This window comes from Persicobacter diffluens (assembly GCF_036244895.1).
Lineage (GTDB): Bacteria > Bacteroidota > Bacteroidia > Cytophagales > Cyclobacteriaceae > Persicobacter > Persicobacter diffluens.
In genome coordinates this window covers 1,085,170-1,111,603 of sequence record NZ_BQKE01000002.1, presented here as the reverse complement: position 1 = coordinate 1,111,603, position 26,434 = coordinate 1,085,170, and the positions used below count along the sequence as shown (strand labels likewise).

At 42.3% G+C, this 26,434-nt stretch carries 21 protein-coding genes and 1 pseudogene; 11 read left to right on the top strand and 11 right to left on the bottom strand.

Translation table 11 applies throughout. The features are described from left to right. The first annotated feature begins 180 nt into the window (after nucleotides 1-180). Nucleotides 181-453, top strand: coding sequence for a hypothetical protein (locus AAA970_RS18435; protein WP_338238367.1), 273 nt, complete (start codon nucleotides 181-183; stop codon nucleotides 451-453). A gap of 196 nt (nucleotides 454-649) precedes the next feature. On the opposite strand, the gene AAA970_RS18430 is transcribed toward AAA970_RS18435, so the two are convergent. The 7 genes and pseudogenes from AAA970_RS18430 to AAA970_RS18405 form a co-directional block, all read right to left on the bottom strand. Continuing rightward, nucleotides 650-1,000, bottom strand: a complete 351-nt coding sequence (locus AAA970_RS18430; protein ID WP_338238366.1) for a pentapeptide repeat-containing protein — start codon at nucleotides 998-1,000, stop codon at nucleotides 650-652. Between the two features lie 99 nt (nucleotides 1,001-1,099). Next, nucleotides 1,100-1,216: pseudogene (locus AAA970_RS27835) on the bottom strand (hypothetical protein); the annotation flags it as partial. An 8-nt stretch (nucleotides 1,217-1,224) separates the two neighbouring features. Further along, nucleotides 1,225-1,875: a SanA/YdcF family protein gene (locus AAA970_RS18425; protein ID WP_338238365.1), complete on the bottom strand. Its 651-nt coding sequence runs from the start codon at nucleotides 1,873-1,875 to the stop codon at nucleotides 1,225-1,227. A 57-nt stretch (nucleotides 1,876-1,932) separates the two neighbouring features. Beyond that, nucleotides 1,933-2,238 (bottom strand): YcxB family protein, encoded by a 306-nt coding sequence (locus AAA970_RS18420; protein WP_338238364.1) that lies wholly within the window; start codon nucleotides 2,236-2,238, stop codon nucleotides 1,933-1,935. Between the two features lie 1,032 nt (nucleotides 2,239-3,270). After that, nucleotides 3,271-4,206, bottom strand: coding sequence for a protease modulator HflC (gene hflC / locus AAA970_RS18415; RefSeq protein ID WP_060688374.1), 936 nt, complete (start codon nucleotides 4,204-4,206; stop codon nucleotides 3,271-3,273). Nucleotide 4,207: 1 nt separating this feature from the next. Beyond that, nucleotides 4,208-5,218 carry an FtsH protease activity modulator HflK gene (gene hflK, locus AAA970_RS18410; protein WP_338238363.1) on the bottom strand — a complete coding sequence of 337 codons (1,011 nt, stop codon included), beginning with the start codon at nucleotides 5,216-5,218 and terminating at the stop codon, nucleotides 4,208-4,210. A gap of 4 nt (nucleotides 5,219-5,222) precedes the next feature. Next, nucleotides 5,223-5,945 (bottom strand): hypothetical protein, encoded by a 723-nt coding sequence (locus tag AAA970_RS18405; protein WP_338238362.1) that lies wholly within the window; start codon nucleotides 5,943-5,945, stop codon nucleotides 5,223-5,225. Nucleotides 5,946-6,170: 225 nt separating this feature from the next. On the opposite strand from AAA970_RS18405, the gene AAA970_RS18400 reads away from it, so the two are divergent. Then, on the top strand, nucleotides 6,171-7,004 hold the full coding sequence (locus tag AAA970_RS18400; RefSeq protein WP_338238361.1) for an aldo/keto reductase: 834 nt from the start codon (nucleotides 6,171-6,173) through the stop codon (nucleotides 7,002-7,004). 212 nt (nucleotides 7,005-7,216) lie between these two features. Here AAA970_RS18400 and AAA970_RS18395 read toward each other — a convergent pair whose 3' ends face one another. Then, nucleotides 7,217-7,840, bottom strand: a complete 624-nt coding sequence (locus AAA970_RS18395) for a porin family protein (RefSeq protein ID WP_338238360.1) — start codon at nucleotides 7,838-7,840, stop codon at nucleotides 7,217-7,219. Nucleotides 7,841-8,286: 446 nt separating this feature from the next. Between AAA970_RS18395 and galK the strand changes: the two genes are divergently transcribed. The 5 genes from galK to AAA970_RS18370 all read left to right on the top strand — a co-directional run bounded on the left by galK (nucleotide 8,287) and on the right by AAA970_RS18370 (nucleotide 14,373). Next, complete coding sequence (galK, locus tag AAA970_RS18390) at nucleotides 8,287-9,450, top strand: galactokinase (RefSeq protein ID WP_338238359.1); 1,164 nt, start codon at nucleotides 8,287-8,289, stop codon at nucleotides 9,448-9,450. Between the two features lie 171 nt (nucleotides 9,451-9,621). Next, the gene (locus AAA970_RS18385) at nucleotides 9,622-10,665 is read left to right on the top strand and encodes a UDP-glucose--hexose-1-phosphate uridylyltransferase (protein WP_338238358.1); all 1,044 of its coding nucleotides are present in this window, start codon (nucleotides 9,622-9,624) and stop codon (nucleotides 10,663-10,665) included. Between the two features lie 86 nt (nucleotides 10,666-10,751). Next, the gene (gene galE / locus AAA970_RS18380; protein ID WP_338238357.1) at nucleotides 10,752-11,795 is read left to right on the top strand and encodes a UDP-glucose 4-epimerase GalE; all 1,044 of its coding nucleotides are present in this window, start codon (nucleotides 10,752-10,754) and stop codon (nucleotides 11,793-11,795) included. Nucleotides 11,796-12,086: 291 nt separating this feature from the next. After that, a complete protein-coding gene (locus AAA970_RS18375; RefSeq protein ID WP_338238356.1) occupies nucleotides 12,087-12,614 on the top strand; it encodes a hypothetical protein in 528 nt (175 codons plus the stop codon). A 907-nt stretch (nucleotides 12,615-13,521) separates the two neighbouring features. Further along, nucleotides 13,522-14,373 (top strand): sulfurtransferase, encoded by an 852-nt coding sequence (locus tag AAA970_RS18370; RefSeq protein WP_338238355.1) that lies wholly within the window; start codon nucleotides 13,522-13,524, stop codon nucleotides 14,371-14,373. 232 nt (nucleotides 14,374-14,605) lie between these two features. Here AAA970_RS18370 and AAA970_RS18365 read toward each other — a convergent pair whose 3' ends face one another. Continuing rightward, nucleotides 14,606-14,911 (bottom strand): hypothetical protein, encoded by a 306-nt coding sequence (locus AAA970_RS18365; protein ID WP_338238354.1) that lies wholly within the window; start codon nucleotides 14,909-14,911, stop codon nucleotides 14,606-14,608. A 232-nt stretch (nucleotides 14,912-15,143) separates the two neighbouring features. On the opposite strand from AAA970_RS18365, the gene AAA970_RS18360 reads away from it, so the two are divergent. Then, nucleotides 15,144-15,353, top strand: coding sequence for a hypothetical protein (locus tag AAA970_RS18360; protein WP_338238353.1), 210 nt, complete (start codon nucleotides 15,144-15,146; stop codon nucleotides 15,351-15,353). Nucleotides 15,354-15,376: 23 nt separating this feature from the next. Here the strand turns inward: AAA970_RS18360 and AAA970_RS18355 are convergent, their stop codons facing one another. After that, the gene (locus tag AAA970_RS18355) at nucleotides 15,377-16,261 is read right to left on the bottom strand and encodes an aldose 1-epimerase family protein (RefSeq protein ID WP_338238352.1); all 885 of its coding nucleotides are present in this window, start codon (nucleotides 16,259-16,261) and stop codon (nucleotides 15,377-15,379) included. Nucleotides 16,262-16,475: 214 nt separating this feature from the next. On the opposite strand from AAA970_RS18355, the gene AAA970_RS18350 reads away from it, so the two are divergent. Then, nucleotides 16,476-16,964, top strand: coding sequence for a GNAT family N-acetyltransferase (locus AAA970_RS18350; protein WP_338238351.1), 489 nt, complete (start codon nucleotides 16,476-16,478; stop codon nucleotides 16,962-16,964). Between the two features lie 380 nt (nucleotides 16,965-17,344). On the opposite strand, the gene AAA970_RS18345 is transcribed toward AAA970_RS18350, so the two are convergent. Next, on the bottom strand, nucleotides 17,345-20,131 hold the full coding sequence (locus AAA970_RS18345; RefSeq protein ID WP_338238350.1) for a triple tyrosine motif-containing protein: 2,787 nt from the start codon (nucleotides 20,129-20,131) through the stop codon (nucleotides 17,345-17,347). Nucleotides 20,132-20,584: 453 nt separating this feature from the next. Between AAA970_RS18345 and AAA970_RS18340 the strand changes: the two genes are divergently transcribed. Then, nucleotides 20,585-23,077, top strand: coding sequence for a glycoside hydrolase family 2 TIM barrel-domain containing protein (locus tag AAA970_RS18340; RefSeq protein WP_338238349.1), 2,493 nt, complete (start codon nucleotides 20,585-20,587; stop codon nucleotides 23,075-23,077). Between the two features lie 351 nt (nucleotides 23,078-23,428). Next, complete coding sequence (locus AAA970_RS18335) at nucleotides 23,429-26,422, top strand: SusC/RagA family TonB-linked outer membrane protein (RefSeq protein ID WP_338238348.1); 2,994 nt, start codon at nucleotides 23,429-23,431, stop codon at nucleotides 26,420-26,422. Nucleotides 26,423-26,434: the final 12 nt, after the last annotated feature.

Genomic DNA, 26,434 nt, shown 5'->3' with positions numbered 1-26,434 from the left:
CTTTCCCATATTTTAAAATCAAATCCCTAGAATGCCATTGCATAAAATAAAGTATGGATATTAAAACCTTTAAAATTATTTATGCGTTCGTCTTAATAATATTAAGCAAATGTTTTGTGATCAATTTTTTTTAAATATCTTTATTATTAGAAACTATCATTAAATTTTATATTAGTTGTTATGGCTAAGAAAGGTGGCAAAATCTCTTTGAAAGAGATCAATCAAAGTCTTGATAATATTGACATTACTTTGACCCAAATTGACGAGTTAATTAAAGGGCTTAACATTTCGTATGCTGAAATCGGTACAGAAATGGGCACTACTTATCAAAATATTCTAAAGAAAATGAAAGATCCTCATTCGATGAAGATCAATGAAATCCGTGAGTTGTTAGTAGCGATTGATAAGATCTGCAAAGCGAAGATCGCTTATATGCAGGATTTGATCGCCTAATTCAAGGTGAACAAAATTTAAAAGGCCGTTTCCTCTATGGAAGCGGCCTTTTTTGTGTAGCTTATTTTCTGTTGAAGCACTTTGCCTTCATCATTCTTTTATGAGTATAGAGGGATTTTAGGCTACAACAATCAAGAGCAATATTTGAGATAGGTATTCAAAACGCCTGTCAATTATGGAGGCCGTTTGTATGGCTTTAATGCTCTATCTGAATATCCAGATGTTGTAATAAGCCATGGAGGCCTTCAGAGCGGAATTTTGCACCTTTGATATTGTTCTCCATCGGATGGATGATATAGTGCTGTGCCCAGCGGAAATCTGCTTTTCGCAGATCACAGTTTTGAAACAAAGTATCTCTGAGGTCGCAGTCATCAAAAATACTTTCCTGCAGGTTACAATTTAAAAAAATAGCTTCCTGAATCTGACAATTATTAAAGCTGGTTTTTCGCAAAGGAAGCTGTTCAAATTGTATCATATTTAAAAGACAGCCTTCGAAAGAGACTTCCAATAGCAAGGGGGAAATCTCTGCTTGTTTGATTCCAAGCATCTTACAGTTTTGGAATTTGACATGCTGCCATTTACAATTTTTGAAGGAGGCTAAGCTTAGATCACAATTTTGAAATGTGGTATTTACAAAATCAGAATGCTCAAAAACTTGATTTTGAAGGGAAAGTTGTTGAAAAAGGCATTCTTCAAAAACCTGATTTTGTTGAAAGTGAAAATCAGCAGTGATGGTTTTATTTTCAATGAAAGTTTTGTGCATGGTGCTCATCAGGAAGTTTGTGGGATAATGACCGGTTCGCCTAAAAATTTAGGCTGAGTATTGAGAAGGTAAACGTCCAGTACGGCCTTGCAGCGGGCCAGTCGTTCTCGAAAATAACCTTTTATGCCATAGGAAAAGGGAACATCACTGGCATTGAACGCAATGGCCTCCAGCCCAAAATGGTCCGCCAAAAAGAGTGCTCTTTCATTGTGAAACTCCTGAGAGATAATGGTGACTTTTTCCTGGCCAAACACATTTTTGCATCTCACCACGGAATCCAGGGTTCTGAATCCGGCAAAATCCAGAAAGATCTTCTCCTTGGGAATGCCGGCTTTGGTTAAATCCTGATAAAAAGTTTTAGGTTCATTATAGTATTTGCTCCCATTATCTCCGCTGATAATGATTTGCTGGATTTTCCCTGCCTTATATAAAGCCACAGTGGCGTTAATTCTGGATTTATAATAAAGGTTGATGCCGGATTTATGATATTTGGCCGTACCCAGCACCAAACCGATCTTATTGGCAGGAATGGCCTGCAAATCATCATAGCAAGCCTGCCCTTTTTGATTGACCTGATATTCGCAGAAAGCAATAAATAGGAGAATGGCAAAAAAGGAAACTACTATAATTTTTTTGATAAGTTGGAGGGCTTTATACATTAGTGGGGATACTGTTTTGCCATTCAATTTGCTCAGCTTCAGTGGGGATTAAAAGTGCTAAGCCTTTTTTTTCTGAAGAAACTGCTGGAGTTGGCGAAAGTCTTCACTATTGAAAAATCGGTCCGGAATAGAAAAGCCCTGAAAGCGATTCATATTGAATCGGATATAATGGGATTTCTTTTTAATGTTTCGTAAAGAAGATAAGGGAATTTTGATTTCCATTCCATCTTCTTCCACGAAAAGGGTCTCCTTTTTGATAGCGGCTTTTAGCTCAATAGACTTTAGTTTTTTCCACTCCATCATCATACTGGTGAGTGGCCTGATGAGGGTATACATCCCCAGAGCGCCAAGGATGACAGACATAGTTTCATAATTTCGGAGGTCTATCATTGATAGCTTGAGGCTAAAAAAGATCATTAGGGGCCCTCCGGCTAATCTCAAAAGGCCAAGAATGCGGCCATGACCAAAATAATATTCGAAAAAATGATTACGAATGCGTTCTTTTCTGCTGTATACTGCAAGCATGATTTTTATTTATTCCTATCCCAAATATAGAGTCTAATAATTGTTTTACGAATGAATAAGAAAAAATTAGTGAGAATAGTGTGGCTGAACGGAATTTTAGCGGGCAAATAATATCCGCTTTATTTCAGGGGAACTCGACGTATTGGAATTGATTTTCCGTGCGATGTCAAGGACGAAGGTTCGTTTTCTAAAAGCAAGAGTATATGCCGGTATGGTTGAAATTCTAAGCCGAATGATGTTCCGCCAGCTTTAGAAGCGAAGGTATAGGGGAAGCATATCATTGCTTTGGGCTTAATATCGCTGGTTTTTAAATCGCCCACATTAGGGGGAGTGAGCTTTCTCCCGATTCATCTGCCTCGTTGGCAAATACTCGAAATAGGAACCCCCCTTTCATTTTCCCGACTTACAGCGAAGAGCATGTTTAAGAGCATACCATCCGGCAGCGAATTCGAAAGATTGGAAGCGATTTGGGATAATTTCACCACAATAGCGCTGCTATTCTCTCAAAATAATCGGGTATCGCTTCTGCAATAATCAAATTTTCGCTGCGAATTTTGGTTCTTAAATATGCTCTAATCAGGGGTTTAGCCCGAATTATTCACCGCTAGATTTAGGGATTTACTTTTACTGATTTATGATCATTTCACTACATTCATTACTGCTGATTTTTTTATAGCTCAAATTTGGGCAAGCTTGCTTGCTCCTCATTCATCTGCTTCCTTGGAAAAAACTCGAAATAGGAAAAATTCCTTCATTTTTCCCGCCTTGCAGCTAAAAAGAGGATCGGAGTATGAATAATCCGGGTTTAAACATGAATCATTCGGGCTACTCTCCCAAATTCATCCCAAAGCCGGGCCAGTCAAAGCAGGCTTAATAACGATTCAAATATTGGTATAACTCACTTTCAGTGGAAAGAATCACGGATGTTTCCTGATCAAAAGTCTCCTGGAATGTTTCCATGGACTTCATGAATTGATATAATTCCCGAGAAGATTTACTCTGATTATAAGCCTGGGTATAAATCGCAGCAGCTTTGGCATCGGCTTTACCTTTGATTTCCTCCGCCATTCGGAAAGCTTCAGACTGAATTTTTTTCAATTCTTTTTCCTTCTCTCCATTGATGCGTGAAGCCTCACCAAAGCCTTCAGACTTAAACTTATCGGCAATCCTGAAGCGTTCCGATTTCATGCGTTCATATACCTGTTTTCTCACCTCACTGATATAATTGATGCGTTTAAAACGAAAATCAAGAATCTCAATGCCAAGATCCTTAGCTTGTTCGTTGGCACTCTCCTGGATCATTTCCTGAATTTTTTCACGACCGGTGGAAATTTTATGTAATTCCTCCTTGGTATCGATCAGGGTATCCGCTACAATAGGGGTCCGGTTTGTACTGCGTACCGCTTCCTCCAGCTCATGGTTAGCTATAAAATCCCGGGTTTCCCCATCCAGAATATCATCCAGTCGGGATTGGGCATTTCGCTCATTTTTCAATCTTTTGAAAAATTGCAGCGGATCAGATATTTGCCAGCGGGCGTAGGTGTCGACGAAAATGTATTTTTTGTCTTTTGTCGGAACCTGGTTCGGGTCGCCATCCCATTCCAAAAATCTTTTATCAAAGAAGTGAGTGGTTTGAATGAAGGGGACTTTAAAATTAATGCCCGGACTGGTAATGGCACTACGCACCGGTCGGCCAAACTGGGTGATGACCACTTGTTCGGTTTCATCGACGATGAATAAGGACTGGGAAATGAAGAGCCCTACGAAAATGAAAATAACAGAAAGAATGATGATTTTAATATTCATATCAGGGCTTTTTGGCAGGGGTGATGGACTTATCTAAATTCATTTGGAGCAGCGGTAAAACATTTGCTCCATTTTCGTCCGTAATGATTTTTTTACCGAGCTTTGGAAGGACTTCCTGCATGGTTTCCAAATAGATTCTTTGTCGGGTAATCTCCGGAGCTTTTACATATTCGGCATACAAATCATTGAATCTACTCGCTTCTCCCAAAGCGTTATTGATCCGCTCAGTGGCATAGCCCTCCGCTTTTTGAATGGTCTCTTTGGCTTCTCCACTGGCCTTGGGGATAATTTTATTGTACTCCGACTTGGCCTGGTTGATGAGCGTTTCTTTTTGCTGCTGGGCTTCATTTACAGCATTAAAGGCCCCCTTGACCGATTCCGGTGGGTTGACATCCTGCAGTACCACCTGCTCAATTTTAATGCCCAGCTGATATTCATTGCATAAGCTTTGGGCCAGACTCTGGAGCTCGGCTGCAATTTCGGACCGGCCCACGGTAAGTACTTCATTGACGGTACGGTCCCCCACGATTTCGCGCATGGCGGCCTCACTGAGATCTCTGAGCGAATTTTCCGGGTTTCGTACTTTAAATAAATACTTGTACGCATCAGCGATACGGTATTGTACCACCCACTCTACATCGGCCAGGTTAAGGTCACCGGTGAGCATCAGGGATTCATCTTTGGTTTTGGAGGATCCTTCCTGATATTCAGAGCGGACATCCGGTCGGCGGGTTCGAAATCCAAATTCCAGTTTTTGTTGTCTTTCTACTGCTACCTTATAGACCGATTCGATATAAGGTAATTTGAAATTTAGGCCTGATTCCACCGTTTTTTGGTACTTACCAAAGCGGGTGATCACGCCGACTTCTTCCGGCCCCACTTTAAAAGCGGCCGAATAAAAGGTGATGAACACTAATATTCCAATAATAATAAGCCGGCTAAAGCTCTTTAAAAACTGAAGAATGGGGCCTCCTTCATTTTTGGTAAAGTCCAGGAAATCATCGCTTTTCATAGGCTTAATCTGATAAGTTATTGTGGAGGTGAATATTTAATTCATTAAGTTGGTATTCCTGAATAAGATAAGGACTATCAGAGAAAAAATGAATTCCGATATATAGGGCATCCTCCCCCAGAATGGGCTGAACAGGACGTAGCGGGCTGGAGGTGGTGAACTCAATTTCCTGAAAAATCATCCCCTCCTTCAATTGCTCCAAGGGGATGCTGCCGGATAAGCAACGTACTTCCTCGGTATCATATTGCAGGGAGCCAAGATCTTCATCCAGAATGATTAACTGATCCTCATTAACCAAATATTGGGGTAAACGGTTCCTTATACTGAATTTTACTTTAATATCGGGCGTTTTTGTCGAGGCTAAACTATCCGGATATTGAAGTTTAACCTTCATCTTCATTATCGCCTCTATTTCGTGAGCTTCATCCCAGTTAAACCCACTAATGGCTTCCCATTCCGTGAGGGCATAGAATAAATGAACATCACTTAAGCCTCTATCTGTGGATTGAAAGCGCAATATACTCCCTAGGCTATCCTCGCTTAATTTCCAGTCCAACTCCATTTGAAGGAGTTCTTCCGGATAAACATTGACTATGCGGTTGATCCAACGGTGATGGTTGGTATGAAAATCAAAGGACACGGAAACCTGGTGCAGGCGGTCCGACTCCTCCAAAGAAAGGCAGGCGACACAACTAAAAATTAGAAGGAAGTATTTCAGATAAGTCATGGGTTCAATAGCTTATAGGTATAAATTTATACCTTTTAATGGAAAAGGATAGGAATTGAGTTGAAAACAATGGCTTATTCTCCCTTTTTTTATAGCTTATTAATAATTAATTATGTTCGTTTTGAATCTTTTAAGATTTAAAATAATAACTTAAGTAAATGAAAGGCGAAGGACGCTTTTCCCTCTTTGAATGGGATAGGGGAATTTTTCTTAAAACATGACCATATGGAACTCACCAATCTTCAGGGAACTGTAAAATTGAATAATGGGATCGTAATGCCTTATTTAGGCTTAGGGGTTTTCAAAGCCAAGGCAGGTGATGAAGTGTACCAGGCAGTTCGCTGGGCTTTGGAGGCGGGATATCGACATATTGATACCGCCATGATCTATAATAATGAAGAGGATGTTGGGCGAGCCATTGCCGACAGTGAGCTGAGTAGGGAAGAGTTTTTTGTCACCACTAAATTATGGAATGATGATATCAGAAGTGGCAAAGTGGAAGAAGCCCTGGAAGCTTCATTAGAACGATTAGGGTTGGATTATGTGGATTTGTATCTTTTGCATTGGCCGGTAAAACAGCATTTTGTGGAAGCCTATCTACAAATGGAGCATCTTTATCTGAAAGGGCAGGCTTTAGCGATTGGCGTAAGTAATTGTCATCAACATCATCTGGAAGCCATTTTAGAAGTGGCTAAAGTAATACCTGCGGTCAATCAAATGGAATATCATCCCTATTTATCCTTAGATAGTCTGCAGGCCTTTTGTAAATCAAAGGATATTCAGTTAGAGGCCTGGGCGCCATTAATGCAGGGCGGCGTCTTTCAAATAGAGGTATTAAAAGGGATTGGAGAGAAGTATCGGAAAAATATCGCACAAATTGTGCTCCGTTGGAATTTGCAACGAGGAGTTGTGACCATTCCCAAGTCGGTTCACAAAGATAGAATTGAAGGGAATGCAGATATCTTTGATTTCCAGCTTTCGGAAGAGGATATGGCCACGATCAATGCGCTTAATAAACATGAGCGGATTGGCCCGGATCCTGATGATTTTGATTTTTAAGTGCGTGCTTAAAAGCAAACCATACAGCCGTAATTTCGAATTATTGGAAGCGAGTTTGGGTAATTTCTTAACAAAAAGCGACGCTAATTTCTCAAAATAATCGGGTGTCGCTGCGAATATTAGCTTTTAAAATACGCTCTAAAATTGAACACAAACAAAAAAGGACTTATCCGCAAATTGGATAAGTCCTTTTTTATATGATTAAAGATGACTTAGTCAAACAAGTAGTATGTAAGGCCAAATGAATAAGCCATGTTTCTTGTCTTTCCTCCGTCATCCTCTTTGTACATATTGGTAAAAGAGTGGTTATAACGCGCATCAATCGCCCAATGTCCTTTTTTCCATTGAACACCAGCAACAAATCCCCAGTCATAGTCATTAACCTCATCATTAACATCTACCTTTTCCTGGCCCGGTAATTCTACCCCACCAACACTTGCTTTAAGATCATCCTGAGCAGATAGAAGCACATTTAATTGAGGACCTGCCATGATTTTAAATCCTAATGGAAGGTTCAATGCTCCCATTACCGGAATCTGAAGATAATTTCTGATTTGTTTACCGGATACGGTTACCCCCTCTGCTATTGGTGCATTATCAAACTTTAAACCTGCCATTGCATAGTTCACCTCTCCATGAACGCCAAAAAGGCCAAGGTTTGCTTCTGCGGCAACACCGAAAACACCACCTACACGAGCTGATTTCCCGTCAGAAGGGTGATTTGAGTTGTATCCAGCGATATTTACGCCGCCACGAAATCCAATGTTAACCAATTGTGCGGAAGCACTAAGCGCTGTGGTCATTACAAGCGCTGCAATGAGTAATAATTTTTTCATAGTTTATTTTGCGTTGGCCGAAACTACACTAAAAGTGACTTATTGGTTTCCGGCTTAGTTTCCATAATTTCGGTGACAAATGTATGCTTTTTCTTTTTAAATCAATTGTTTGGCTGTGTTTTGGATTTGCTGAAAGCCGTAAAGAAACCATGTTTATGGAATGAGTTTCCAGTTAAGTGTTTCTTTTTCTGAGGGTTGATGTGGGTGCAGGAACGAAAGTCTCTATTGAAAAAAAAATAAAAAAAATCAGGAATAGAAGTCCGCAACTGATTTCAAGCGCAAAATAAAATAGTCCATCTTTTTGCCTTATTAATGTATTGTTGTCCGATAATCGATCCTTTACCTTTGATATTGTAAGGAAAGGGCATTGTTTCCTTATTGTTATTGCAATATTAATAATGCTGAACGTTTTTATTTTTAAAATCATAACCCATAATTTTTGAGCTATGGATGCTAATAAGGTAAGAGATAAGTTTGTTGAGTTATTTAAAGCAGAACCAATGATTGCACGTGCTCCTGGTCGTGTCAATATTATTGGTGAGCATACTGATTATAATGACGGTTTTGTATTACCGGCAGCAGTGGATAAAGAGATGGTTTTCGCCATTGCGGAGAATAACCAGGGAGTTGTTCGTGCTTACTCTATCGATTTAAATGAAGAGGCAACCTTCGAAATTGGTGATGCACAGCCAAGAGAAGGTTGGATTAACTTCATCATCGGAGTAACAGCAGAGTTGGTGAAAAAAGGCGTGGAGGTAAAAGGTTATGATTTAGTATTTTCTTCAGATGTGCCGATCGGGGCGGGAATGTCTTCTTCTGCGGCATTAGAATGTGCTTTAGGAACCGGTTTGAACACCATGTTCGAGGGTAACCTAAGTCAGGAAGAAATTGCATTGGTGGGGCAGGCTTCTGAGCACCACTATGTAGGCGTGAAGTGTGGTATTATGGATCAGTTTGCCTCTACTTTCGGTAAGGAGAACCATGTGATTCGTTTGGATTGCCGCAGCCGTGAAATGGAATTGGTACCATTGAAAATGGATGGCTATAAATTGGTATTATGTGATACCAAAGTTTCTCACTCTTTGGCTTCTTCAGAGTACAATACGCGTCGTGAGCAGTGTGAAGCCGGGGTGGAAGTGTTGAAAAAGACTTACCCTGAGATCACTAATCTACGTGATTGTACCCCAGAGATGGTAAAGTCCGTGAAAGATCAGCTGGAAGAGAAAGTATATGACCGTTGTCTGTACGTAGTGGAGGAGAATGACCGTTTGATGCGTGCGTGTGATTGCATGGCGTCCGGAGATTTGGTAGGATTGGGTAAAGAGATTTACGGATCGCATGACGGTTTGAGTAAAATGTACGAAGTATCCTGCCCGGAATTAGATTTCTTGGTAGAGCAGACCCGTGATCGTGAGGATGTGTTGGGTGCCCGTATGATGGGTGGTGGTTTTGGTGGTTGTACCATCAACCTGGTAAAAGCGGAAGCGGTAGACCAGTTTATTGCAGACATGACTGCTGCTTACAAAAAAGATTTGAATAAAGACATGGCCGCTTATGTGGTAGTTACCGGAGACGGTGCACGCGTAGAGGCGGAAGTGCTTTCAAAATAATTCTCATGTAGGATTAAAATAGTTGGTTGGTAGAGGGGACTATTCGGTCCCCCTTTTTCTTTCCTGTTTTAATCGGGAGTTTACATGTAGCGCAATAGTTCATTAAAGAGGGATAAGAAAACCCTCCTGAGACTTATAGGAATAATTTAGAAGACCAAAATATAGACTAAAATGGCTAATTTCAATTTTGAAGATCATCCACACCGTAGATACAATCCGTTAACCGGCGAATGGGTGCAGGTTTCCCCGCATCGTGCAAAGCGTCCATGGCAGGGACAGGTAGAGAAGATTGAGGAAGTAAAACGCCCGGAGCATGATGAATCTTGCTATTTATGTGCAAGAAACACCCGTGCGAACGGAGAGGTGAATCCGGATTATCAGGATGTGTGGTCATTTGATAATGACTTCGCCGCTTTATTGGAAGATATTCCCACCGGAAGTTATGAAAAAGGCGGTTTGTTGAAAGCCGAGAGCGAGCGCGGAATTTGTAAGGTGATCGTTTTCTCTCCACGTCACGATTTGACGATTCCGGAGATGGAAGTGAATGAAATTAGCAAGGTGGTGGACCTATGGGCCAAGGAATATGAAGAGCTGGGCGCTAAGGATTTTATCAACCACGTACAGATTTTTGAAAATAAAGGTTCGGTAATGGGTTGTTCGAACCCGCATCCACACGGGCAAATCTGGGCACAGGAAACTTTACCTGATCTTCCGGCCAAGAAGCAGGAGAATCAGCTGAAGTATTTCGAGTCGAAAAATAGCAATTTGTTGGTAGACTATGTGCGCATGGAGCTGGACATGCAGGAGCGTATCATCTTTGAAAATGAGCACTTTGTGGCATTGGTTCCTTTCTGGGCTATCTGGCCATTTGAGGCAATGATCCTGCCGAAGCGTCAGATTTCCAATATCACAGAAATGACGGCGGCTGAGCGTGTGGCCTTCGCAGATGCTTATAAGCGCATGACCGTTCGTTATGATAACCTGTTTGAGTGTTCTTTCCCCTACTCTGCCGGTATTCACCAGGCACCAACAGACGGTAAAGATCATCCGGAGTGGCAATTACACATGACTTTCTTACCTCCTTTATTGCGTTCAGCAACGGTAAAGAAATTTATGGTGGGTTATGAGCTTTTGGCCAATGCGCAGCGTGACATCACTGCTGAGGGAGCCGCCAACAGATTACGTGCCCTTTCAGAGACGCATTATAAAGGATAATACAGGGATTTCTTTCATTCCTTTGCTTCTGGGGGAAGGAATGATGAAATTGACCGATAATTAGACATCATTAACTTTCTATAGATATGATTTTAGTAACAGGTGGAGCTGGCTACATTGGTTCCCATACAACCGTAGTATTACAAGAAGCAGGATATGAGGTATTAGTAGTGGATAATTTATCCAATTCTGATGCCGGCGTGATGGATCGCATTGAGAAGATCACCGGTAAGCGTCCGGTTTTCGAGGAAATGGATTTGGTGGATGCTGCAAAGGTAGATGCCTTATTTGCAAAATATTCCATCGAAGGCATTATTCACTTTGCAGCTTCTAAAGCGGTAGGGGAGTCTGTACAAAAGCCACTGTTGTATTATAGAAACAACCTGCAGTCGTTAATGAACCTGTTGGATGCCATGAAAAAGTATGAGGTGAAGAACATTGTGTTCAGCTCCTCCTGTACGGTTTATGGCCAGCCATCGGAGGAGTATTTGCCGGTAACCGAGAACGCTCCAATCCAGGTGGCGCTTTCTCCTTATGGCAATACGAAGCAGATCTGCGAGGAAATTTTGCGTGACAGCATCTATGCACATCCTGAATTGCAGGGCGTGGCATTGCGTTACTTCAATCCGGTAGGAGCGCACCCTTCTGCTTTGATTGGAGAATTACCTATCGGCGTTCCGCAAAACCTGATGCCCTTTATTACCCAGACCGGTATTGGTCTGCGCCAGGGCTTAAAAGTATTTGGTGGAGATTATAGCACACCTGATGGAACCTGTATTCGCGACTACATCCATGTGGTGGACTTGGCCAAGGCGCACCTGATTGCTTTGGAGCGTTATATGAAAGGCAACAATAAAAAAGGATTTGAGTGGTTTAACCTGGGAACAGGCACTGGTTCTTCGGTATTGGAAGTGATCAAATCTTTCGAAAAAATGTCCGGAAAGCAGCTTGCTTACGAGATTGTAGATCGTCGTGAGGGAGATATTGAGCAAATCTGGGCAGATACCACCATTGCCAATGAAGAGTTGGGCTGGAAGTCTGAGCTTGGCCTGGATGAAATGACCGATTCCGCATGGAAGTGGGAAAAATATTACAATGAAGTATTAAAACCATCAATTTCGGAGGCTTAAGCCTCTATCTCATACCTTCTTAGAGCACCTCTCTTTCCGGGAGGTGTTTTTTTTGTTCGGAATTCTTTATGGCTGCTTTTGGCGATGGGCTCTTCCGGGGTTTTATGCTTAACTCGATTCTTTTTTATGGCCGCTTAGGGTGTGGGTGTGAGGCTGGAATGTTGTTGAGATTTTTTTAGCCACGAATTGCCCGAATTTACACGAATGATTTTTGAGAGTGGGTTGGGTGATGCCGTCTGGCAGGGTACTTTCCACTCCAATAAATCGGCCTTGATCAATGGGCGGAAAGCCATGGGTTCTGCTGGCGACCAGAAGGCATCACAGCCTTATTTCCATAATATTATTTTCAGTTCACCTCATTATTCAAATAAGGCCTTGATGGATTCCGTCAGCAGGTTCCATGGCCCGCCAACATTGATCACAGCCTTGATTTTTTTGTTTCGTTTTTTATCAAGAAAAAATGAAAAGGTATTTTATGGTGCTGGACTTGTAGTGAGAATTTTTAACCACGAATTGCCCGAATTTACACGAATGGTTTTTGAGGGGGGATGGGGTGAGGCAGTCGGTTGTTTTTTTCACTCCAATAAACCGGCCTTGATCAATGGGCGGAAAGCCCTGGGTTCTGCTGGCGACCAGAAGTCATCACAGCCTTATTTCCATAATATTATTTTCAGTTCACCTCATTATTCAAATAAGGCCTTGATGGATTCCGTCAGCAGGTTCCATGGCCCGCCAGAATTGATCACAGCCTTGATTTTTTTGTTTCGTTTTTTATCAAGAAAAAATGAAAGGGTTTTTATGGGGCTGGACTTGTACTGAGACTTTTTAATCACGAATTACCAGAATTTACACGAATTATTTTTTTGTTTGCTTTTTGGGATGTTAGTAGGAGTGCTGCTTTCCATTAAAACAACATGGCTTTGCTCGATTTTCATTAACCATTAAGGATAAGGGTGTTGTTGAGATTTTTTTAGCCACGAATTGCCCGAATTTACACGAATGTTTTTTGAGGGATGGATTGGATAATGCAGTCGGTTGTTTTTTCACTCCAATAAACCGGCCTTGATCAATGGGCGGAAAGCCCTGGGTTCTGCTGGCGACCAGAAGGCATCACAGCCTTATTTCCATAATATTATTTTCAGTTCACCTCATTATTCAAATAAGGCCTTGATGGATTCCGTCAGCAGGTTCCATGGCCCGCCAGAATTGATCACAGCCTTGATTTTTTTGTTTCGTTTTTTATCAAGAAAAAATGAAAAGACATTATAGAGCATAAAATGAAATGCTCCCGAGTCGGTAAAAAGAAGGGTTGATAAAAGAAGTAATTTCCTACTAATTTATGCTTTATCAGTGATTTTTTAGAAGCCTGACCGAGTTTAACAGAACACGCTTTCTTTCCTTCCTTAGCATCCTTAGCAAATTTTCGAAATAGGAAACTATTCCTTCATTTTTCCTGCCTAGCGGCTAAACCAGGGTTTTATCCAGCATAATTCGGCTTGAGCAGCGGGAAGGTAGTAAACCGGTTGCCGGAACTCTTCTGGATGGCCTACCTGCCTAGCACGACCAACTTTAAGGCGATTGCCCACCGTCATCCTTAAGCTTTTGAGGGGGCGCTCCAAAAGCAAGAAACTGGATGAATCATGAAAACGGGATGGAAATTTGCAGCGGCAATACTTGTATATTTCCTCTTTTTCGTTGTATTTTATAGTATACAACCTTTGACACCATGACTAATGAAAAACCCTTACTGGTACCGCCACACTGGCTGCATCAGCGATTAAAAGATGAAAATGTAATTATACTGGATGCCACTTTGCCCAAAGTAGGCCAGACGCTGGCCGACGTGCCGCATCAGGGCAATATTCCCGGTGCCAGGAGGATGGACCTTCAAAATGTATTTGTTAATAAAGATAGCGGCTTGCCCAATACCATCCCGACGCCGGAAGCTTTTCAGGAAGCCTGCAGGGAGTTGGGGATAAACAATCAGCATCAATTGGTGATTTATGACCGCCATGGGTTTTATTCCGCTCCGCGTGCCTGGTGGCTGTTTAAGTTGATGGGACATGAGCAGGTATGCATTTTGAACGGAGGCTTTCCCCGCTGGGAAATGGAGGGCTATCCGGTAGAGGAAGCTTATGGGAAACCGGTTTTTGCGGGTAATTTTGTTTCGGAGTTTAATAGAAAACTATATAAAAGTCAGGCGGATGTTTTGGCCGGCTTGGTGGATAAAAAGCAGGTGGTGATTGATGCCCGCTCGGCGGTACGATATGAAGGGATTGAGCCTGAGCCCAGAGCCGGAATGCGTGCCGGGCATATGCCTGGGGCGCTGAATATTCATTACGCACCGGTAATTCAGGCAGTCTTGAATCGGAACATGGACGTATTAAAAGCCTATTTCGATCCACGAATGGGACATGAGCAGGTCACTTTCAGTTGCGGTTCAGGTATAACGGCCTGTATTCTGGCTTTTGGTGCAAGCTTATTGGGCTATGAACATTGGGCGGTTTATGACGGATCCTGGAGCGAATGGGGCGCGAATCCGGAGCTGCCGATTTATCAGGGAGCGGAAGTTTTATAATCTGGTATATTTCGATTTATTGATATTAAGAGCGTTTTTAAAAAGCACATCATCCGGCCGCAAATTCCAATGATTGGAAACGATTTTGGATCATTTCTTAACAATAGCGATGCTATTTTCTCAAAATATTCGGGTATCGCTTCTGCAATGATCAAATTTTCGTTTTTTAACACGCTGAAAAAAAAGCCCGTGCACTATGCTTCGGGCTTTTTTTGTGTTATTGAATCGGGGATTATATATAATCAGACATAATTTTTTTGAGCAAAATATTGAGGTCTTTCCGGCTGCTGCCAAGGCTAAACATGCGGTAATATTTCAGTGTCCGGAGCTGATCCACGACCGCTTGTAATTCCATTAATTCATTTTGAAAGCGTTCTTTTAATTCACTGTAGCGATTGAGCGCCTGAAGTGCGGAACGACTAAAAAGGGCATGGCTGGACAGTATACTGATCCGGCTTTGCACATCGCAAAGTTCAGCCTCTACCTGCCGGATCTGATCGGTATAGTCCTCAAGAATTTTACTTTGAAGATAATCCATGGAATGGTTACGGGAAATTTGGTTTTGGAAATGGTTGACGTATAATGATTTGTACGATCATCCCCTTTTTCAAGTCAGGAAATTCACCGATTTTCCGGAAATTTTTGGTTGATTATTTTTTCAGAGGTAAGGGGGGAAATTCTGGCAGGTTTTGGGGAAATGTGTAAGATGTGAAGTGATTGGCTTCAAATAATAGGTAGATTAGTTCTCCAGTTCAGAAAACGCAAGCAAGATGCGCCCGAACGAAATTGGTAATTCTGATGGTCGTTTCCCTAAAATTGGGAGAAAAGTGCTCTTTTTTCCGCTGTTCTCCAGCGAAGTGTTAGTGCGCTCGCCACTTGCTTATTACGGCCCTGAATACCTTAGAAAGATAGGTGTTCAGGGCCGCAAAGGAGCACAGAAAAGGGCTCCATCCTTTTTCCTTAGTGAAGATGAAGCCTGAGAGGACTGTTTTATTGATTGATCCTACGGAATTTCTACGCCATAGTGGCAGCCAAAGGAATGGCCTTCCGGAAGTACCTGCATGCCTTCTTTTTCAGACAGTTCTCCACTGGCATCCTGATGGTCCGCTATCCCGAACCAGGGTTCAATACAAATGTAGGGAGACTGAGCTTTAGGCTTGGTCCAGATGCCCAGGTAGGGAAATCCTTCGAAGTGGAACCTTAACGTGGCCGTTCCGGCTTTGAGGTTGACCAGATCCAAATGGCGGGAGGTATAGCCTTCGAACACAATGGCATCCTCATCGAATTTCTCATAAGTCAGTTCCAGATGACGACGTCCCGCCTGATAGCCCATGTCGATACGGCCATCAAACAAACCGCCCTCTCCCAGCATCATGCGGTCCAGCTGTTCCTCTTTTTCAAAACACAGGCTGTGGTCCGCAAAAGCTTCTCCTTCGTTCAAAACCACATTGAAGCCCGGATGCGCGCCAATGGAGAAAAGGATCGTCTTATCGTCGGTATTGACCACCTGATAGCCAATGGTCAGCTTTTTTGCTTCAATTTTGTATTGTACCCTTAGTTCAAAGCGGAATGGATAAATCGCCAAGGACCGCTCATCAGAGGTTAAAACGAAAAGAGCAGAGGTGGCATCGGAAGCTTTTAAGATAAACTCACGATCACGGGCAAAACCGTGTTGTCCCATCTTATAGGTTTTTCCCTCATGGGTGTACTGGTCATTTTTCAACCGACCCACAAAAGGGAAAAGAATGGGCGCATGTCGACCCCATACTTCGGGATCGGCCTGCCAAAGCAGTTCTTTGCCGGTGGTTTTATTGATCAGGGAACAAAGTTCCGCGCCATCATGCTTAATGGTGGCCTCTAGGAATTCATTGCCAATGACTGTTTTCATACTGTTTGGCTTTTGGTAATCAGTGCTATTTGTGATATATAAGAGATGCTGACAGAAAAAAAATGCAACTTCAGGGCAAAATGTCCTTTGTTTTTTTCCAATCAGCAGGAAAAATAAGTAATTTTTTAATCCATTTCACTGCGCTGGGTCACCCTTGCACCTTTTGGTACCGGATTTATGGCCATGACTTTAAAGCTTATATTGAAACAGATTTATGATTAAACCTCTGAAAACCCCCGCTGATATTGATTTACTTGTGCCTCTAGGGCGCAGAATATGGCAACAGCACTATACTCCTATTATCGGTTCTGAGCAAGTGACTTATATGTTGGAAAAGTTCCAGTCAGCCTCGGCAGTGGCCGCTCAGTTAAGGGAAGGCTATCTGTATTTCGGTCAGTTTGTGGAAGATAAATTAGTAGGTTACTTTGCCGTTCAGCCGCGTGAGGGGAAATTATTTCTTAGCAAGTTTTACCTATTGGATGATTTTCGTGGAAAGGGTATGGGCAAAAGCATGATGACTTTTATTGAAGCCCTGGCGAGGGAAAAAGGCCTGACCGCCATCAGTCTGACCGTGAATAAATTTAATGCCGGCAGTATTGCGGCCTATGATAAAATGGGCTTTGAAAATATGGGCCCCACGGTGGCGGAGATCGGAAAGGGCTATATCATGGATGATTTTATAATGGAGAAGGTTTTGAGCTAATCGTGGTGCATAAGTGGAAGGATTTTTATGAGGCAAAATGGGGGAATAAATTCGATAGCTGTTAAGGCCTTACACGATTATTCGGTTCGGTACTGCAGCACTCCTATGGGAAAATTATCCTAAGCCAAATTGTACTTCACAAGTTTTAGTGCCTTCGTTCAAGTTGCTAAACCCGAATTATTCACCGCTAGTTTTAGGATCTACCTGAAGAGGCTGCTAATCATTCAGTTGTCATTTGTCCTACCAAATTTCCGATAGCCCAAATTTGGGTAGGCTTGCTTTCTCCTCATTCATCTGCTTCTTTGGGAAAAATTCGATATAGGAAAAACGCCCTCCTTTTTCCGCCTTGTAGCTAAACGAGGATTTAAGCATAGTCCGGCTTAGAACCCCTGAATGTACTGCTTCAGGTGAACGTCTTTTTCCAAGCCCATTTTCTTTTTCAGACGATACCGTTTGAGCTCCACGCTTCTGGGGGTAATATTGAAAATTGGGGCAATTTCTTTTGAGGTGAGGTTTACCTTTAGGTAGGCACAAAGACGTAAATCTTCCTCGGAAAGTTCCGGATGCGTTTTTTTAAGTTTCTTAAAGAAATAGGCATGCGTTTCCGTAAAGGCAGATTCAAAAATGGCCCAATCCTTTTTCTCATCAAAATTCCGATCGATTATTCGATTGAGTTTAGAAATATCCTGAGGCTGTACATATCTTTTTTGATGTCGAATTTGAACGATTTCCTCTTTGATCTGATCAATGATTTCTTTCTTCTTATTATTCTGCAACAGTAATTTGGAAAGCTCTTCGGTCTTATATTCGATTTCATTTTTCAATTGATTTGCTTCCATTTCCAACAGTTTTTCGTGATTGATCAGTCGGATTTTATTCAGCCGCTCTCTTTCTTTTTTCAATAAGCTGAGCTTTTGCTTTTTATGATGAATTTTCAAGCCCATAAAAAATCCATAAATCAAAGCCAAAAGAAGCAGGCAATAGCCTGCCAAAGCCCATGCCGAGAGCAGTAGTGGAGGCTTTATTACAAATGAATAAGTGACTTCCTGCTGTGCCGTATCAGACTTTAAGTGCAGGGTGTAATGACCATGAGGTAAGTTTTGAAACGAAATATGATTGCCCGTAGTAGGAGGCTGCCAATGGTCGTGGTAACCTCTTAAGAAGTAATGGTAGGTGGAGGGGTGTTTGAAATTAAAATCACTCAATTTGAAATTTACTGAATTATAACGATAAGGTATTGCCATAGGGTCAAATTCCGGAAGGTGGTTTCCATTTTGGTCCTGATAAAAGGCCACCTCCAGAATTTTAGGGCGATCCGTGCTGGTGGCTTGCTGGTGAAAAGCCGTTAAATCAAAAATGGCTATTCCCTCCGCCAGGGAAACCGCAAACTCATGCTCTGATAAAATGCCAATATGCTCATACCGATAAATCATCTTTTTCGCCAGCGCCGCGATTTTTTGAGGCAAGGGGATCATTTTATTTTCCGCCTCATGGTATAATACCAGCTTATTATCTTTTTTGACCAAATAGTAATCACCTAGTGGCTCGGAGAGGTATTGTATGCCTCGTAATCCTTTTGGAGCTTCCGTCCATTCGCCATCGGAATAGCACATAGTTTTTCCGGAGGAAGTCACGATCGCCCTGTCCTTTAGTGAAAAAGCCCGGATTTGCTTTTCCCCTTCAAAAAATGGAAATACCTCCAAAGACTGAATGCTTTTCCCATCTCCGGTCATTTCTAATAGATATCCATTATCATCAATAGTAGTGACCATTAATTTCCCGTCAGGAAGTTCGATCAAGTCACGGGTTTGGGTGGCAATTTCCCGTAGGGTACTCAGGTACCGAATACCATTTTCGTTTTGTTCATAAACGGCCAGACCAAAATAGGCTGTTTGATAATAGAGGTGGGGATGCTTTCGGCTTTTCAACAATTTGTAGCCGCCGGCGACATGCGATATTTTTTCCAGTTGGCCTTGGTTAAAAATAAAAGTTCCACCATTATGACCCAAAAAGACTTTTCCTTCAATAATTTCAATGTTCCAGTTTTGCCCTTCTGAACCGTTAATTTTATTTAATCTGACGACATTCGGGAATTGCTGCGGATGTTTCTCCGTTTGAAATAAGCCCTGATTGGTCGCTAATAGGAAGGTGTTGTCCCATGCGGCAATGTCATATACACTTCCCAATTGTAGGTAGGGGTCGGCAATAAAAGATAAGGGCGCACTTAAGTCCAGCATGGCCAGACCATTGTCCGTCCCAATCCATAGCAGATGATCTTTACGGTAAAGGGAGTGAATCCGGTTGTTCGGTAAGCCACTTTGCGTATTCAGGTGATAATCAATATTGCCTTTCAAATCTCCAATGATGAGCCCGCCATCCATTGTGCCAAAAGCGTATCGATTTTCTGGTAGTGGCAGTATATGATTGATACGGTATTTTTTTAAAAGTTCGTTAACACGGGAAGGCAAAGGCAGCATTTTCCCTTCCTTTAAAAGAAACATGCCCTGATTCAGACTGCCCAACAGCAACTCTTCCTCATTGAGCTCTTGTATGAACATCATTTGATGAGCGGCTATTTCTGAGGGCTGCTTTAGGGCGACCTCCCGTAATTCTCCGCCTAAATTGGTATAGTATAACCGGCCATAGGTAATCTGATAATAGATCCGGTTTTGTTGCTCATAGGCATAGGTCGTATTCCCCACATTAATTCTTTCATAGCCAATATGACTGCCTTGGTCTAGAAAGTAAAAGCGATCAAAAGACTGGAAAACGATTCGGTCGTTGAAAGGGAAAATCTTCCAAATATCCGATTTGATTTTGGCCAGAGAATGAAAGCCGGATTTGAGATCCTCTTCCAGAAAATAGCCGAGCGTATTATCTCCTCCAACATAGATGGTGTCGTTTTGGGCATAAACACATCGAATTGGAAGCTCGGTTTTAAAAAGTTGCCATTCCTCTCCATCAAAACTCAGGAGGCCTAAGGTATTTGCAACCAATAGCAGGCCCTTGTCGGACTGATGGATGTCCCAGTTTTTATTTTCTGCTCCGTAGTCTTCTTTATGAAACACCCTTAGGTCAGGTCTCCGCACCCCGGTTACCTGCCCATATAATGGGGGGTAATTCTGAATAATGAATAGTAAGAAAAATATGAGTAAGCTGTTTTTCATCCGTTGTATCCTAGCACTAAAAATGCGAATGAAATAAATCTCTCATTTATTCACTAATGAAAGACTGAAAAATTGATTATGGTATTCTTATTCTGCCGCCATTTATTTGACAGTATTGAAAAAAGAAGCGGATTTAGCACTTCGTTTTTTTGTTTTTCGGAATTTAAGCCCGCCGTAAAAGATGAGTTTTGCCTACATCAGGAGGGTACTTTACTATTTTTTTAGCTTGTTTTAATAGAGGTTAAGTTGCTGGTAATCAACGGATGTAATCCTTCTGAAAACGATTGATGTATTTTTGATGTGGCGTAAAATGTCTCTCACCCAGGGTAAAGCTGTCATATTTGTTAAAAATTCATTAACCAGCTAATTTTTATGGAGAAGAAGGTTTACCTTTTTATTTTTTTCCTACTCTCATGGCCCGCTATATTATCGGCTCAAATTGGTAGACAGAGTATGAATAGTGGATGGTATTTCCAGCGCGCAGATCAGGAAGCTGCCGAATTGGTGAATTTACCACATCACTATAATGAGGATGCCTATACCACCTCAAAATATTTTAGGGGACGGGCGGTCTACTCCAAAAACCTTACCTTTCAGCTTAAAGCAGGGAAAGATTATGAACTGGAATTTGAAGGCGTAAACTCTCAGGCAGAAGTGTATCTGAATGAGGTGTTGGTGGGAAGTCATCAGGGAGGCTATACTTCTTTCTTTGTTCCCTTGAATAAAGCATTGAATTTTCAGGGAGAGAATCAGTTAAAAGTAGTAGTAGAAAATACCAATAAAGATATTCCGCCTTTGAATGGGGACTTTTCCATTTTTGGTGGGATTTACCGATCGGTTTGGTTACATGAGCTTGCGCCTGTTCATTTCTTGCATGATACCTATGGCGGAAAAGGTGTTCAATTGGTGACCACTCATTTGGAGGGAGGAAGCTTAGAGGCACAATTGAATGTGAAGGTGGCCTCAAAAATGAAATCCGGAAAAATGCGTTTGGCATTCGAGTTACTGGATGAAGGACAAATGATATTTTCCCGCAACTATTCCTTTAAAGCCCATCAGGGCATCATAGATCGTAATTGGGATTTACCCACCATTAATGGAATTACTCTCTGGTCTCCGGAGCAGCCCAAACGGTATACGGTAAAAGTTCGGCTGCTGGATGCAAAGGGAGAGGTGTACGATAGTTTTGAAACGAAAACAGGCTTTCGCACGATCGCCATCGGCCCTTCCAATGAATTGATATTGAATGGAAAACCATTGAAATTGATGGGGGCTAGTCGCCATCAGGATAGAGGACGAGCGGGTATTGCGCTTTCCGCCAAACAACATCAGCAGGATATTAAAATCATGAAGGAGATGGGCGCCAATTTTGTTCGATTGGGCCATTATCCACAATCCTCCGCTGTTTTGGAAGCCTGTGATGCACTGGGGCTGTTGGTTTGGGAGGAAATCCCGATGGTGGATATTTTGGGGAACAATGAAATTTTTAAAGAAAACACCCGTCAAGCATTGAAAGAAATGGTCGCTCAGCACCGTCACCACCCTTCCATTATTATTTGGGGGTTAATGAACGAACCCATTATTCAGGTGCCTTACCGGATTAAGGGAAAAGAAGCCCAGCAGGCACATTACCGGGCAACCAAGGAATTTGGGGAAGAGCTTCAACAGATTTGCAAGGGGCTGGATGCGAGCAGATTTACAGCTATGGCTTTCCATGGAAGTCAGCTTTATAATGAAATTGGCATAGCAGAGGTGCCGGATATCGTGGGATGGAACTTATATCAGGGTTGGTATGGAGAGCATATGGAAGACTTTGAGCAGTTTATTGAAAAGGAAAACCAAAAATACCCTGATCGCCCGATGATCATTTCCGAGTTTGGAGCTGGTGGCGACCGTCGATTACACAGTACGCAGGCCGAAGCCTTCGATTTTTCCATCGAATACCAACAGGAATTATTAGCCTATTATTTACCGATCATTCAGGAAAAGGATTATTTGATGGGAGGGGCTATATGGAATCAGTTCGATTTTTCCTCCGCCCTGCGTCAGGAGTCTATGCCTCATATTAATAATAAAGGCCTTTGTTATGCCGACCGTTCGCCGAAGGATGTGTATTATCTGGCACAGGCCTTAATGTCCAAAGAGCCGGTATTGCATTTGGCCGTGCACGACTGGTCCAATAGGGTCATTTGGCCGCAGGACAGTGTGCAGGAAATTAAGGTATTTTCCAATTTGCCGGAGGTCGATCTGTATTTGAATCAGGAATTTGTCGGTAGCCAAAAAGTGCAGGGAGGCGTGGCCAAATGGCAGTTGCCGCTTGCCGAAGGTCCACAGCAATTAGAGGTGAGGGCTGAGCAAAAATCGATCTCGAAAAAAGCAGAATTGAATATCCGATACGTTAAATGTGACTCAGGAAAATTGCCCTGGAATGGTATTGGCATTAATGCAGGCAGCACGGCTTATTATCATTCTTCAGAGGATGACTTTGCCTGGTTAGCCGACTATCCGGAGCAGGAGGGAATGGGGCACCAGGGAGGAGAACCCTACAAAAGAGGCCGTCGAAAGGGAACCACTGCCGCTATCAAGGGAACGATTCATGATCCTTTATACCAAACCAAGCGAATCGGTGAATTTAGCTATTATTTTGACTTGCCGGCGGGCCAATACGAGCTGCGTTTGTTATTTGCCGACCTGCAATTTCATGGTCCTCCATTGGCTTATGATCTTCATGCCCAAAAGGATAGCAGTGGGAAGGTGGGGAATATGAATGTGCTGCTGAATGGGGAACCTTTGCTGCAGGATTTTTCTCCTTCAGCACAAGTAGGCGGTAATTTTGCCCTGGAAAAGATTTTTAATGTGCAGATTGGTGAGCCAGGCTTGCTGCTGGAATTTAAACCGAATAAAGGTAGTGCATTTGTGAATGCCCTACAGCTATATCCAAAATAAACGCCATTAGCTCGGGTCATTAACGAAGCCTGTCATTTCTCTCGTTAACAGCAAAATAAGGGGAAGAAAGCAAGCATACCCCAATTTGAGCTATTGATAATTCGATACAATTAATTATAAAGCCCTGAAATTTAAATATTTATAGCAGACTCATTATGTCTGGCAGTAAATAATTCGGGTTTAAACTGGCGCAAAAAATATTTTTAACATACAGCCGGCAAGCCAGGCTTGCTGCTGGAATCTGAACCTAATAGAAGGGACGCCTTGAAAAAGGCGTTGCCTTAACTCCAAAATAAACATTTTTAGATTTTACATTTTTTTCTTATGATCAAAAAACTATTACTGTTTTTTATGATACTAGGAAGTATGGCTGCTCAGGCCCAAAATACTTTCTCGGTATCCGGCGTCGTGATGGGAGAGGACGGAGAAACTCTTCCTGGCGTGAGTGTGATTGTCAAAGGAACCTCCAGAGGAGTATCTACAGGCTTTGACGGTACTTTTAAATTAAATGATGTGGTGGCGGAAAATACCCTGATTTTTTCCTTCATTGGAATGAAACCACAGGAGTATTTGGTGGGCAATCAAACCCACTTTGAGGTAAGCCTGATGAACGATGTTGAGAGCCTGGAAGAGGTGGTAATCGTCGGTTATGGGGTTTCTAAATCCAAGGATTTGACAGCGCCAATCGCCTCTGTGGGAACTGAGGAGCTAAAATCCATGAGTAATGCCTCTGCAGTAGCCTCTATTCAGGGTAAAGTTGCCGGGGTGAATATTGTCAATAATGGAGCGCCGGGAGAAGCTCCAAAAGTCAACATCCGTGGTGCGGCCTCTATCAATGATGATGCGCAGCCATTGTATGTGGTCGACGGTATGTTTGTGGACAACATTAACTTTGTCAATCCTGCAGATATTGAAACCATGACCGTACTGAAGGATGCTTCTGCTTCCGCTATTTACGGGGTAAAAGCAGCCAATGGGGTCATATTAATTACCACCAAGAGCGGAACTAAAAACCAAAAAATGAGTGTTTCATATGATGGTTACTATGGGGTACAGGAAGTGACGCAGCGTTTGCAAATGGCCAATTCTGCCCAATACGCAGGCTTTATGCGGGCTTCTGGTGATCCAGATTTGATCGGACATGTGGACAATGCCATTGCCATGTATGGGGGCGCTAATGGAGTTCCTTCCGTATCTACGGACTGGTATAATGAATTGATCAAATCAGCGCCCATTCAGAACCACAGTGTTTCCCTAAATGGTGGTACCGATAAAAGCAGCTACTCTTTTGGGCTGAGTTATTTTGATCAGGGCGGTATCATGGATTATGGTCAGGGAAATTATGAGCGTTTATCCTTACGCACAAGGGTAGACACGGATGTCTCCGATCATTTGAAAATAGGATTCAATATGATGCTATCCACCGAAAAGAAAAATCTGGATGAAAATATGGCCTGGTTTCAGGCTTATACCAATAATCCGATGTACCCGGTAATGGATGCTGATTTGGATGACTCCAGAGCTTATCCGGTAAAATTTGCCAACGCGCAGGATTTGGGATATAACACTTATTATAATAACCCGGCAGCAGTAGCCTATTACCAATCTGATAATAGCCAAAATACCGTTCGGGTTTTACCTAATATTTTTGCGGAATTAAAACCTTTTGCCGGGGAAGATATTACTTTCCGTACTTCCTTAAATTTGGATTATCGCAGAGAGCAGGGACGATATTTCACCCCGGAATATCAGGTGGGAGATAACCTGCAACAGATCAATACCCTGAAGAAGGATCATATTTATAATACCAATATGATTTGGGATAATACGGCCACCTGGCTGAAAAATTATGGCAACCACAATATTACCGTATTGGCAGGTTTCTCCGTAAGGGAAGAAAACTGGCGCATTTTAACTGCTACCGCTCAGGGTGTGGCGGATCCTAATTATATCAATACTGGTGATGAGTCCACCCGTACAGCAACGGATAATGGCACACGTTATCGTGGTTTGTCAGGCTTTAGCCGGGTTTCTTATAATTATGCAGATCGCTATTTGGTTTCTGCCACCATGCGTGCTGATGGATCTTCCAAATATCAGGACAAATGGGGTTATTTTCCATCTGTAGGTTTAGGATGGGTAGTATCCGAGGAGCAATTCTTCCAGAACCTGAACCAAAGTACAATTGACTTTTTCAAAATTCGTTCTTCTTACGGATTACTGGGAAATGATAATGGCCCTTCCAACAATGGTTTTGCTTCAATTAATAATGGTGGCTTGAATGAGTCCGGTGTTTTTGGACCAGGTAATATGTTACCGGGAATGATCCAGAATGGCGTATATTCCTATTTGACCTGGGAAATGACCGAAGAATTTAACATTGGTTTTGATACCAAATTGCTGGACTACCGATTAAATGTGGAAGGGGATTACTTTATCCGTAACACCCGCGACATGATCATCAGACCTACTCCTCCGAATGGATTACAACCTACTTTGCAAAATGCCGGGACGATGCAAAACCGGGGAATAGAATTGGCGATCAATTGGTCCGACAAAATCGGTGATTTCCATTATAGCATTGGTGGTAATGCGACCTATATTAAAAATCAAATGACTGATCTGAACGGCGCTCCTTATATTCAGGAAGGTTCTGCAGAGTATCCACAGATGTTAATGCCGGGTGAGTCTATTTACGCTTTTTACGGTTATAAAATTGAGGGCATTTATCAAAATCAGGCGGAGATTGACGATTGCCCCATTGCACAAGCCAATAACCTGAAACCGGGTGATTTTAAATATCAGGATGTGAATGATGACGGGGTAATAGATGAAAAGGATCGTCAAATTTTGGGTGACCCTAATCCGGACTGGGTATACGGTTTGAACCTTAATGTGGGTTATAAAGGATGGAGCTTATCCGCGGCTTTTATGGGGAGTCAGGGTGCCACCATTTTCAATAGAAAAAGAGCAGATATCAACAAACACCCACGAAATAATATTGATGCAAATCTGGCCAATAACTTCTGGACCGGTGAAGGAAGTACCAATGCCTACCCTTCAGCAGAAGGCATGTTTAATACCTGGAACAATGGACGCCTGAATGATTTCTTCCTGGAAGATGCCTCCTTTTTCCGCTTACAAAACGTGAGAATTTCCTATAGCCTGCCTCAGTCGGTACTGGAGAAATTGAAGATGACCAATGCCACTATTTTTGTGAATGCAGACCGTCCTTACACCTGGTTCAATACCAACGGATTCACGCCGGAAGTGTATCAGGGCGTAGACCAATCGGTGTATCCGATTCCGGCCGTATTCTCGCTTGGTGCTAATCTGACTTTTTAATTTTTAATTGGA